Source organism: Fulvivirga imtechensis AK7 (assembly GCF_000331535.1).
GTDB lineage: Bacteria > Bacteroidota > Bacteroidia > Cytophagales > Cyclobacteriaceae > Fulvivirga > Fulvivirga imtechensis.
Genome location: NZ_AMZN01000055.1, coordinates 257,304 through 270,692 on the forward strand (window position 1 = coordinate 257,304; position 13,389 = coordinate 270,692).

The following is a 13,389-nucleotide window of genomic DNA, read 5'->3' on the forward strand; positions in this document are numbered from 1 at the left end:
AACGCGTGGCATAATCATTGGAAAGCTGGTTTTTGGAAACATATGCAACTATGATAAAGAATTATCTCAAGATCACCTTTAGAAATATCATGCGAAACAAGCTTTTCGCTGCAATTAATATTTTAGGCCTTTCAGTAAGCCTGGCGTGTTGTCTGCTTCTTTTTTTGTATATCTCTGAGCAGCTCAGTTATGATGAACATCACGGCGAGCGTTTGGTGCGGATCATATCACATCTTACACAAAAGGATGGACAAAAGTTAACCCTTGGTTCTTCTTCCATTCCCATTGCTCCTGTTATCGAGGCTGAAATCCCTGAAATTACCAATTCTGTTCGGATAATGATGCCATCTCTTTTTGGTAGTCGGGATCTTATTTCTTATAAAGATGATGCATTTTACTTGAAGGATGGTGTGGTCGTAGATCCATCATTCTTCCAACTGCTGAAATTCAAATTTATTAAAGGTGATACGGAAAACCCACTGCCCCACACAAATGCCATTGTACTTGAGGCGAAACTGGCAGCAAAAATTTTTGGAGATGGAAAGGTGATTGGCCAAATGATCAAACTTAATAGTACCACAGGCCCTCAGGACTATGAAGTTACGGCTGTATTTGATGCAGAGGCTTATCCAACACATTTGAAGCCCACCTATGTAGTATCTATGGAGAATGCCGGTTGGAAGCCTTTGATACAACGCTTCGAGTCTAATTGGGTAGGTAACAATCTTATCACAACCTATCTGCAGTTGAATCAACAGGCTGATATTGCGACTGTTGAGAATAAGATTCATGAGATATTTCTGAAGAATGGAGGAAAGGAGATGAAGGAATTGGGTGTAACAAAGGAAATGAAGCTCCAGCCAATAGAGATGATCCATACCTCAACAGACCTTGACATGGACGTATTTGAAGGGAAAAGTCTGGTGTTTATCCAGGTACTCATGACCATTGGTGTACTCATCCTTATACTGGCCTGCGTTAACTATATCAACCTCGCCACTGCCCAGGCGGGTAACAGGGCCATGGAAGTAGGGATAAGGAAAGTAATGGGCGTAACCTCAAAAGGATTGATCACGCAGTTTTTAGGAGAGTCCTTTGTGATTGTGCTGATATCTCTGCTTTTCAGTATACTTTTTGCTGAAATGGCACTGCCGGTATTTAACCAACTGGTGAACGATCCGGTGGCATTATCGTCTGCCAACCTGTGGACTACAGGCAAGTATTTGCTGATGTTTCTAATGGTTACCGGATTGTTAGCCGGCCTTTATCCGGCATTTTACTTGTCCTCTTTCAAGCCTGTGCAGGTGCTTAAAGGTAAAAACAAAGATAAGGGCGTGGCGTCATTCCTGAGGAAAGCGTTGGTGGTCTTTCAATTTGTGATTTCCATAGTACTTATCAGCTCAATCATTATTATCTCAAAACAGGTAAATTTTATTAAAGATAAAGACCTGGGTTTTAATAAAGAGGCAAAGTTGGTCATTCCACTGTCTACCGATGAAGCTGCGTCCAGTTATGGAGTACTCAAGCAAAAATTTATTGCCAATGCACCGGTACAAGGCGTAACAGGTGTACAGGCGGTACCAGGCTCATCCGTTATCACAGATCTTTTTGCGTATAAACAGGGACAGACGATGGATGATGGGATAAGGATGTATAACAACCGTGTAGAGCATGATTTTTTTGAGTTTTTTGACATACCGCTGCTTTCTGGAAAATATTTTGAGGAGCCCGAGAAAGATACTGTGATCTCTAAAGTAATTCTTAATAAAACTGCTGCAGACAGACTGGGTTATACACCAGAGGAAGCTGTCGGAGAAATGCTCTACTTCGATTTCCGGGACATGAAATTTCAATTCCGGATTGTGGGGGTGGTTCATGATATTCACCAGTTTTCACTTCACGATGAAATTGACCCCATGATGTTTCAGCTCGCTGAAGGGAATTATGAAGAGAACCTTATTTTAAATGTGAACACCAATAATTATCAGGAGCTACTTGCAACACTGGAAAGTGACTGGAAGCAGGTGCTGCCTGATACACCTTTTGAATACTTTACCCTTGAGGACCATTTGGGTAAGCAATATGCGTCAGACCGTAATACATTCGACCTGATCAAGTATTTTGCCGTAATATCTGTGATAATCAGTTGTTTGGGACTCTATGCGCTATCTATGTTCTTTGCCGAACGCAGGTTTAAAGAAATTGGAGTAAGAAAAGCGATGGGTGCCGAGGTAAAAGATATTCTGATCATGGTATCAGGAGATCTTTCGAAGCTGATCATTATTGCTTTTGTCCTGTCGATTCCCATTTCCATTTACGGGATGAATATTTGGCTGGAAACTTTCGCCTACAGGATCACTCCAGGGGTGGGTACTTATCTGCTGGCTGGCCTCGTCACTATTGTTATAGGATGGGTTACTATCAGCTACCAGTCAATTAGAGCTGCCAGAACTAACCCGGTGAACGTATTGAAGGACGAGTAAAACTTCATGAATTATGATTAAAAATTACTTAAAAATCATGCTGCGTAATATGCTCAAACACAGGGCATATCTGCTGATCAACATTCTGGGGCTGGTAGTTGCTGTTTCCTGTTCAATATTTGCTATTGCTTTTATAGCTGATGAATATGCTTATGATCAGTTTCATAGCAAAAAAGACCGGCTGTATAGACTCAACAAGAAAAATGTTTCAATTAATACGGGAGAATCGTTTCTAACGGCCGAAACTTCCGGTTTAATGGGACCTACCCTAAATGCAGAATATCCTGAAGTGGAGAATGTAGCGCGGGTGATGCCCTGGTTTGATGAAACAGTGATTTCATACAATGATAAAAAGAGCAAGGTGGGTAATCTGCTGTTTGTAGACAGTACATTTTTCCATCTCTTTGACTTTAAACTCCTGCGGGGGAATCCTGATAAAGCATTAGTGGCGCCCTCCTCTATTGTTTTGACCGAAAGTCTGGCTAAAAAATTATTCGGGGAGGAGGACCCATTGGGAAAAATGGTCACAGGTTTACATGAGCAGGAATATTTCGTCACCGGTATTGTTGAAGATGCTCCGGTGCATTCACATATTCAATATAATGTACTTATGTCGTGGTCTACAACGGTGCCCGGTACTGGGCCGCTTTCCTACGACTGGATGAATAACTGGCTTGGCCAGACGCTTATCACTTATCTGTTGTTAGATGAAAAGGCCGATCCAAGGCTATTAGAGAAGAAATTTCCTGATTTTATGAAGTCCCATTTTCCGGAGCGGGCGGAAAGCTATTTTTTATACCTTCAAAACTTTGAAGATGTCTACCTCTATTCCTCTGACATTATGTATAGCCGGGATACAAAGTCCGGCAGCTATGCCTATGTGAAGATATTCGGCATCACTGCATTATTGATACTGCTAATTGCATGTATCAACTATGTCAATATCAATACAGCCAAGGCAACAAAAAGAGCCGGAGAAGTGGGTATGCGAAAAGTACTCGGAGCCAACAGGAAGCAACTATTTACTCAGTTTATGAGTGAATCGTTTTTGCTGACAATCATATCATCAGCCATTGCATTTTTTGTTGTTGACATCACACTTCCATACTTCAATGCGCTAACCGGAAAGCAGATGGAAATTTCACTACTGCTCCATCCGTTGGTGTTAACCGGGGTGGCTGGTATTGTGCTGGTAGTAGGGCTATTATCGGGCACCTATCCTGCCTTCGTGTTATCGGCATTTCAACCTTCCGAAGTACTAAAAAATTCAGGGAAGAGCAAGCTTTCGGGGCATATGCCCAGGCAGGTGCTTACCACACTGCAATTTGCCATTGCAATTGTTTTGATAGCGGCTACGTTGCTGGTTTATAAGCAGACCAATTTCCTGAGAAACAAACCTTTAGGCTTTGATAAGGAGCATGTGGTGGTGATGAACATCGATAACGCCATAGAGGATAAATATCATAGTTTTCAGCACGATTTGGAGCAACACCCTGATATTATTGCCACTTCTGCCTGCCAGGCGACTATTGGTTCGGGTACTTTTGGCACTACCGTGCTGGCTGAAGGGCGTGAGGATCAGATCAGCGTGAACATTTTTAGAACAGATGCCAATTTCATCAATACATTGGGGATAGAGATGGCAAACGGGCGACAGTTCAACCCGCTTTTGGCAACGGATTCCAATGCCCTGATCATCAATGAGGCTTTTGTAAAGCTGATGGCGTGGGAAGAACCACTGCAAAAGCAGATCCGATTTAGTTCTGATGGTGAGCAGTACCCTGTCATAGGGGTGGTTAAGGATTTCCATTTCGAAGGTTTGTCACGCAACACAATACAACCCATTGTAATGTATATCCACCCCCGCAACTTTACCAACCTGACAGCAAGAATAAGTGGTAACAATATCCATGAAACATTGGTCCATATGGAAAGGGTTTGGAATAAGTATGAAGGTCGTTTTCCTTTTGAATATTATTTTGCCGATACCTGGTTCGACAACAAGTACAAAACCGAAGAACAGTTGCTGAACACGGTTACTGTATTTTCAGTCATCAGTATTTTACTGGCCTGCCTGGGCTTGTACGGGCTCACCTCTTTTACTATAGAGCAAAGAACAAAAGAAATTGGGATCAGGAAAGTGCTGGGTGCGACAGTATCCGGCATAGCCGTAATGATCAACAGGAAATTTGTGCTGTTGGTAGTGGTGGCATTCATCGTGGCTACTCCGGTAGCCTGGCATTTTATGAACGAATGGCTCAACGATTTTGCATATAAAATAGATATGCCTTTTGGGGTGTTTGGAGTGGCGTTGGCTTCTACGCTGGTAGTTACACTGCTGGCAGTAAGCATACAAGCGCTGAAGGCTGCTATGATGGATCCTGTAAAAGCACTGAAAAACGAATAATGAGAAAATCTATCTGATCATGATAAAGAATTACTTGAAAATAGCTGTTCGTAACCTGCTGAGGTTCAAAGCCTATGCCGGTATAAATCTACTGGGTCTTGCTTTGGGGCTAACGGTAGGAGTCCTTATACTCCTATTCGTTCAAGATGAACTGTCTTTTGATAAGTTTCACGAAAATAAGGATCGTATCTACAGAGTGGTTACCAGAAACCCGGCCGGTGGGGGCATGGATACAAACGGCTGGCCGGTTGGGATAAAACTAAAAGAAGAATTTCCGGAGGTGGAAGAGGTGGTTTATCTTAAAGGTGGTTCTTTCTTAGAGGTTAATCATGAGGGGAAAAAATACCATGAAAACATTAAGTTTTCCAGCCCCGGATTTTTGAAGGTTTTTTCTTTTGAGATGAGGGAGGGTAATCTTAATCAGGCACTAATGGAGCCCAATTCTATTGTCATTACCGAGAAGATCCGTGATAAGTACTTCGGCCAAACGGAGGTACTTGGCAAAACTATGATACTTGGAGATACACTTGATTTTCAGGTTGCAGGTGTTTTGGCTAATGTGCCCTCTCAATCCCATATACAATTCGATATTTTACTCCCCATGACCGCCTATCAACAGATCAACCCATTCTTTGATTATCATAGTAGTGAGGGGTGGGGCAACATCAATGTATTCAATTATGTACTGCTAAAAGATGGAACTGATTTGGCATCGATCAGTGCAAAAGCCAAACACATTTACATGGATAATGTAGGAGAGTGGCTTAATGAAATGGGCATGGAACTGTATGTGGGACTAGAGCCTTTAGGAGATGTTTATATACGATCAGATATCGGCAACAGGCTAGGCCCCAAAGGCGCCCTATCCCAGGTGTACTTGGTATCAGCTATAGCAATATTTGTCATTCTTTTGGCCTGTATCAACTTTATCAACCTCACCACAGCCAGGGCGGTATACCGGGCGAAGGAGGTTGGACTGAGAAAAATAGTCGGCTCTACCCGATCCTCATTATTTTGGCAGTTTCTGAGCGAATCATTTGTGCTTACACTCATGGCCTTTTTCCTGGTGGCGCTACTTATCGATATTATTCTTCCGTTTTTCAATGTATTGATGGACAAATCGTATGAGATAGGCAATTTTTTGAACCTGACAACACTGGGTGGTGTGGCCATCCTTGTCATTTTAATTACAGTACTCTCCGGATATTACCCTGCCTGGGTTTTGTCAGGCTATAAACCTGCTGAAGTGCTTAAAGGGAGGATGCAAACGAGTAGAAAGGGAGTGAAACTTAGAAGAACTCTCGTTGTTTTTCAGTTTTTCATTTCAGCAGGTCTGGTACTCGGCACTCTGGTGGTGCTCCAACAACTGAACTACATGCGTGATCAGGACCTGGGCTTTGAAAAGGAGCAAATATTAGTCATTGACGCTTCCCATACATCCAATAATTTCACCGGGACCAGCCATGAAATATTTATAAATGCCATGCATTCTCAAGCAGTTGCACAACAAATTACCTTCACCAACGCGCTGCCAGGAAGACCAGGGTGGCAAGGTCAGTGGGCTTTCCCTGAAGGGTTTATGAAAGGTGAGAATGTTACCGTTGAGTACATGTCTATTGATGAGCACTACATTGAAACCCTGGGGTTAGAGATCATAGCCGGCAATAATTTCGACCGGAGCCGTGGAGCTGAGTTGAAGGAAGGCGTAATTATCAATGAAACTGCTGTAAGGGAAATGCGCTGGGAAACACCCGAAAATGCCATTGGAAAAACCATTACCTCCCCATCTGGCTATCCTGAAGGTACCGTAATCGGTGTGGTTAAGGATTATCATGGGCTAGGCTTGCAAAACAGAATATGGCCAAAGGTGATGGACTATAACCCCCAAGCAAGCAGGTATTTTGCGATTCGATTCAATACCGGTAGCACAGCAGACCTTGTGACGCAGATTTCCGGTGTTTGGGAATCACATTTCCCTGATGATAATTTCGATTATTTTTTCCTTGATGAAGATTTCGATAAGCAATATCGTGCGGAGGAGAGGCTGATGAATGTAATGATCATCTTTGCTGTGCTTACCATAATAATAGCCAGCGTAGGTTTATTCGGACTGGTATCTTTTATGATCGTCACCCGCACCAAGGAGATTGGGGTAAGAAAAGTACTTGGAGCCGGAGTTTGGAGTATCACAAGCATGCTCTCAAAAGAGTTCTTGCTCTTGGTGATGATCGCCAATCTTATTGCCATACCATTGATCTGGTATTTCGGCAACCAGTGGCTGGAAAGCTTTGCTTATCGCATGACTTTACAACCAGATATTTTCATCATCACTTTGGTTGCCACCTTGATTATAGCATTTCTGACAGTTAGCTATAAAACTGTTAAAGCCGCCATGATCAATCCGGCTGAGACATTAAGAAACGAATAATTGCGCTATAATTTTGTATAGAATATGTTACGCAATCACTTCATAATTGCTTTCAGGAACATCTGGCGAGAAAAAACCTTCTCTTTCCTGAATATAACGGGTCTTACCGTGGGCATCGGTTGTACTCTGCTTTTGCTGCTTTATATCAGTAACGAATTGAGCTATGACAAGCATCATAGAGACGCAGATCGTTTATATCGCCTAACTACAGTGTTTCCCAGTTCAGAAGGTAACGGTATGCCCACAGGGTCGCCACCCATTGTCTGGGCGCTGAAGGATGAGATCCCCGAAATCACCACTGCTGTAAGAGTAGTAAATCCGCCCCAGGTGGATAAGAATTTGCTGCGATTCAAAGACAGGAGGTTCTACGAGACCCGTGGCTTCCTGGTTGACTCCACTTTTTTTGATGTTTTCAGCTACAAATTTACTGAGGGTGTCCCTGAAAGCGTATTGGACCGGCCTAACACTGTGGTGCTTAAGGAGGCTATTGCCAAAAAATTGTTCCCGGAAATTTCTCCCCTTGGCCAACTGATCACTATTACGAATGGAGATGAGCCGTATGAATATGAAGTGACAGGGGTGATTGCCGATCAGCAGGAAAACTCTCACATCAATGCTAACTTTTTTATTACTATGAACAGCCCCGGATGGGGAGATTTTATCAACGGAGTAACCACCTGGGCGGGGCAAAATTTTGTTTTTTCGTACATAAAAATTAATGAAGGAACAGACCCCATAGCTTTGGAGCAAAAAATCAATGATGTGCTGCAAAAGCGTGGTGCTGAGCACTTCCGCACTTCCGGCATGACAAAAATGCTGCGAATGTTCCCGGTGCAGGAAATACACCTGCATTCAGGCTTCAACTTTGACCTGAGTACCAACGGCAGCATTCAGCAGGTAACAATTATTTCTCTGATAGGCTTTTTTATCCTGGTGATAGCATGTGTCAACTTCGTGAACCTGGCCACCGCGAAAGCAGGAAAGCGTGCGCTGGAAATCGGAGTAAGAAAGACACTTGGAGCCCAGAGAACTTCTCTGATCATTCAGTTTTTCATGGAGGTGGTTCTTTTTATTGCATTGGCTACTTTGCTGGGATTTTTATTGATGGACATTGTTTTGCCATTCTTCAACTACCTGACAGGTAAAGCGCTTCAGCTTAGCGCCCTTCTTGACCTCTATATCTTGAGCGCTATTGGTGGTATTCTTTTCCTAACAGCTATTATTTCGGGAAGCTATCCCGCTCTTTTACTTTCTTCGTACCAGCCAGCCAAAGTTTTGAAGCAAAAAACGGCTCCCGGTAGGGGGTCTCAGCTTTTTAGAAAGGGTCTGGTAGTTTTTCAGTTTGTAATCTCTATCGCACTTATCGGTGGTGTAATGGTCATGCTGAAGCAAATGAACTACATGAGCAGCTACGAAAAGGGATTTTCATCGGGTTCAAAGGTGATTGTGCCGCTTCGCACCCCTGAAGCGAAAGCCGCTTATCATAATATGAGACCAAATCTGGAGGGTGTAGCCGGTGTTATGCATATTACCGGGGCCAGCTATCTGCCAGGAGACCAAGTCTTTAACGACATGAGAGTTTATACCGAAGGAAACACCATTAACGAGGGAGTGATCACCAGTATTAACCGGATCGACTACGACTACCTTGAGACGTTGGATCTGCGGATCATTGCGGGCCGCGGGTTCATGAGAAGCATTACCGGAAAAGAAAATGACGTGATCCTTAACCGAAAAGCTGTGAAGGAGTATGGCTATACACCCGAGGATATCATAGGTGAAGATGTTTTTACCGACTCATTTTCCGGTGAGCGCTTCAACTTTACCGTGATAGGAGTGGTAGAAGACTTTAATCAGCGGTCACTTCACCATGGTATAGAACCTTTAATGCTTCAGCATCGTCAGGAGGAAGCCTATGAGTATATGTTGGTGGAGGCAGAGCCTGGAAGTTTTGAGCCGATAGTGGCGCAAATAGCAGGTCTTTGGAATGAGCAAATACCGGATACTCCCTGGGAATATACAGAGCTCGATCAGCACCTGCGCCAACAATACGAAGCTGACCAGAAGGGTGTGGCGCTTATTTCCTCTGCTACGATTATAGCCATCATCATCGCCTGTCTGGGACTATTCGGCTTGTCATTATTCATGGCGCAACAAAAGAAAAAGGAGATCAGCATCAGAAAAGTATTTGGAGCTTCGGCCGGACAACTGGTGGGCGTTCAGTTCGGTAGCTTCTCCATAATGATTGTGATATCGCTGCTCATAGCAGTACCGATTATCTATTATGGTATGGAAAAGTGGCTGGCCAACTTTGTCTACCGTGTTGAAATAGGTGTTGGTGTATTTGTCCTGTCAGGGATTGCAGCGCTAACCATTGCAATTCTAACCGTAAGTTTCCAGGCCATTAAGGCAGCATTGGCCAACCCGGTGGATACCCTTCGAAACGAATGATGGATCAACTCTAACCAAAATAACTTATAACAACATGTTAAAAAATTATCTAAAGATCGCGATAAGGAATGTAGCCAGGAACAAAGTATATTCCTTCATCAATATTGCCGGACTTACACTTGGCATTACATGCTGTAGCCTGCTCTTTTTGTTTGTACTTGATGAAACGGCCTACGATGCTATGCACAGCAAAAAAGATGATATATATCGAATCGTTGAAATAAATGATAAAGGTGGGGAAGTAAGATATTTTGGTCAGACATCACCGCCCACGGGTCCAATTCTGGCGAACGATTATGAAGAGGTGGTCCGGTGTGCCCGGCTTTTTAAGTTTGGAGGTCATATCAACTTCTCTATTGGTGACACCAAGTTTGGTGAGAGAGCCTACTACTTCGCAGACTCCACATTTTTTGAGGTCTTTGACTTTGAGTTGATCACAGGGGATAGGAAAACCGCACTTGATGAGCCATTTTCAATGGTAATAGATGAAGATTGGTCGCAAAGGCTGTTTGGTAATGAGAATCCGATTGGAAAGGAAATAGTGCTGGATGATGGTGGGGCCTACGTAGTCACAGCAGTGATGAAGAACGTGCCCCAAAATTCTCACCTACAGTTGAAAATCCTGACCTCTTTGCCTTATACCGATGAACGCTTTGGAGGGTATATGTCAAACTGGAATAATTTTGGCGCCTACACCTATGTGGTGCTTGATGGTCAGGCACAGGCGGACCGGTTTGCCATGAATATTCCTGCATTCATAGAAAAATATTTCGAGCCGGAAGCCAACCGCAACTTTTACCTGCAATCTCTTAATGATATTCATTTTAAGTCCAAAGACATTGAATTTGGAGCGGAAGCTGCGAAAGGCCAGGAAGCATATATTTTCATATTTATGGGCATCGGCATTTTTATGCTGTTAATTGCCAGTATTAATTATGTGAACCTTGCTACTGCAAAGTCACTCCACAGAGGAAAAGAGATAGGCATGCGGAAAGTATCTGGCGCCCAGCAGTATCAGTTGGTGCTGCAATTTTTAAGTGAATCTGCAATTATCGCTCTTATTTCTATGCTGCTCTCCATAGGGCTTGTAGATGTGTTGCTTCCTTACTTTAATCAGCTCACTGACAAGCAGTTTGTTTTTAACAGCACAACATTTGGTGGTGTACTGGGGCTTCTCTTTATTATTACATTGGCAATAGGATTACTGTCAGGAATTTATCCTGCGTTGGTAATGTCGAGGCTCAAGCCTGCCAGAATACTCAAAGGAGCTATGAGTACGGGAAAAGGAAGCGTAGCATTGCGAAAAATTCTAGTGGTTACGCAGTTTACCTTATCCATTATCATGATCATTGCCACTATTGTAGCATCCAATCAAATGGACTACATTCAGGAAAGGTCACTTGGGTTTAACAAAGAGCAACTTATTGTTGTGGACATCAATAGCGGAGAGGTGAGAAGACGCTTTGAGGTCATGAAGAATGAATTTGCAAAGTCTCCATATATAACCGGGGTAGCAGTGTCTTCCCGTGTGCCGGGGGAGTGGAAGAATCTTGCACAGGTGTATCTGAAAGCTTCCGGTGCTGAGCAACAGGATTCTCTTCGCTCGAATTATATTGGGTTTGATGAGCATATGCTCGGTGTGTACGAAATGGAACTGCTGGCAGGAGAGAATTTCTCCGGCAATGCTGTGACTGATTCGCTTCATGTACTGATCAATGAAACAGCGGCACAGACATTAGGGTTTAAAGAGCCAGTTGGTCGATATATTCAAATCGGGGGTGGGCAATACCAGGTAATAGGCGTTGTGAAAGATTTTAACTTTGAGTCGTTGCACAACAGAATAGCTCCGCTGGTGCTCGGGTACAGAGCTAACGCCTTTCAACAGATAGACTATTTTTCATTAAAATTTGATCCCAGGTATACCGAAGAAGCGGTAGCGCATGCCTCAAAGGTCCACGATACATTTGATCAAAATACACCAATAGAATACCATTTTCTGGATGAGCAGTGGGAACAGTTTTACAAGAGTGATCAACGGGCCGGTAATATTTTTACCATTGGAGCAGGGATTACCATTTTCGTGGCTTGCTTAGGGCTATTCGGCCTGGCGTCTTTTATCATCCAGAAGCGCACAAAAGAAATTGGAGTACGCAAAGTCCTTGGAGCATCAATAGTTGATCTGTTTCTGTTGCTTTCCAAGACATTTGCACTTCAGGTACTACTGGCATTTCTGATAGCCACGCCTGTTTCATGGTATTTGATGAATGACTGGCTGAACAACTTTGCATTCAGGTTTAATTTAGGTGTTGCCGAGTTTTTGCTGGCTGGAGTGGTCGCTTTTGTTATTGCCCTGGTTTCGGTGAGCTACCGGGTGATCAAAGCTACTTTACTTGACCCGGTGAATACCCTGCGAAATGAGTAATTGGAGGCAACTGTAAAAATATAGCGTAACCAGACATTGGCGTTTTCTTAAAGACACGGAATAGTAATGCAACCCTCTGCATCAAGGGCAGTCTTTAGCTCAAGGATCAAAAACTCAAAATAAATATGAAAAAGATTAATACTTTGCTTTTTGTCGCTTTACTGCTGATTGCACCAAGAGTGATCGTTGCTCAGGAGATGTCCCGGTCATTTTCTGGTGTTAAGAAAATAAACCTTAGCACTTCTTCCGGTGATTGCATACTAAAAAAAGGTTCAAATCATGAAGTTGGCGTACATCTCAAACATAGCTTCGGAAGTGGATACCAACCGGTTATCGAACAACAGGGCGAGCGACTCACTATCAAAGAAGACTTTAAAAAAGGATCTCACCGTGGTTCTTCAAAATGGACGCTGACTATACCTGATGGTGTGGATATCAAAGTCAATTCAGGATCAGGAAATATGGAAGCGGAGAATCTGGAGATAAACTTAAAAATGAATACCGGCTCCGGTGATATCGACTTCTCGCGTGTGTCAGGAGATATTGATATCAACACGGGCTCTGGGGATATCGCTCTTAAAGGATTTACCGGAGATATTAAAGCCAACACGGGCTCAGGCAATATTTCTGCTTATAGAATATCCGGGGAGCTAAAATTTAATTGTGGCTCAGGCAACATTTCAATAAAAGATAGTGAGGCAATTTTTAGTGCCAATGTTGGTAGCGGAAGTATCAAGGCTACAAGCGTGACCCTTAAAGGAAAGAGTTCCTTTAATTCAGGCTCAGGAGATGTAGAAGTATTTCTGGCTTCGGCCCTGCAGCACAATATTGCTTTGAGCAGTGGTTCGGGTGATGCCCGACTTGACTTCAGAGGTAAAAAAATTGAGGGAGAGATTGTAATGAAGGCTAATAAACGCAACGGTGCCATTAAAGCGCCCTTTGATTTTGATACTATTGAGGAAATAGATCAGGATCACAATCAGATTATTGTTAAAAAGACAGCCGTCATCGGTGACAGTAAAGTCAAAATACAAATTAGTACCGGATCAGGCACAGCTTCCATACAGTAGTATAACCTGAGTTCGATATAAAATGCTTAGAAACAGGCAGCCTCCTATCCTGAATGCTTTAAGGTTTTCCGGATAAGGATCTTTCTAAGTTGTTAATAGTACCTTAAAAAGAGTTCAGCTTATTACTA

The 13,389-nt window shown here is 43.1% G+C and carries 6 protein-coding genes; all 6 read left to right on the plus strand.

From position 1 onward, the window contains the following. Positions 1-50 precede the first annotated feature (50 nt). The 6 genes from C900_RS17525 (at position 51) to C900_RS17550 (ending at position 13,261) form a co-directional block, all read left to right on the plus strand. On the plus strand, positions 51-2,483 hold the full coding sequence (locus C900_RS17525) for an ABC transporter permease (protein WP_009581457.1): 2,433 nt from the start codon (positions 51-53) through the stop codon (positions 2,481-2,483). A gap of 13 nt (positions 2,484-2,496) precedes the next feature. Further along, positions 2,497-4,890, plus strand: a complete 2,394-nt coding sequence (locus C900_RS17530; RefSeq protein WP_009581458.1) for an ABC transporter permease — start codon at positions 2,497-2,499, stop codon at positions 4,888-4,890. A gap of 19 nt (positions 4,891-4,909) precedes the next feature. After that, entirely contained in the window at positions 4,910-7,318 is a 2,409-nt protein-coding gene (locus C900_RS17535) for an ABC transporter permease (RefSeq protein WP_009581459.1), read from the plus strand. Positions 7,319-7,342: 24 nt separating this feature from the next. Continuing rightward, on the plus strand, positions 7,343-9,769 hold the full coding sequence (locus C900_RS17540; protein WP_040496990.1) for an ABC transporter permease: 2,427 nt from the start codon (positions 7,343-7,345) through the stop codon (positions 9,767-9,769). Between the two features lie 34 nt (positions 9,770-9,803). Further along, positions 9,804-12,191, plus strand: a complete 2,388-nt coding sequence (locus tag C900_RS17545) for an ABC transporter permease (protein ID WP_009581462.1) — start codon at positions 9,804-9,806, stop codon at positions 12,189-12,191. Between the two features lie 125 nt (positions 12,192-12,316). Next, entirely contained in the window at positions 12,317-13,261 is a 945-nt protein-coding gene (locus C900_RS17550; protein ID WP_009581463.1) for a DUF4097 family beta strand repeat-containing protein, read from the plus strand. Positions 13,262-13,389: the final 128 nt, after the last annotated feature.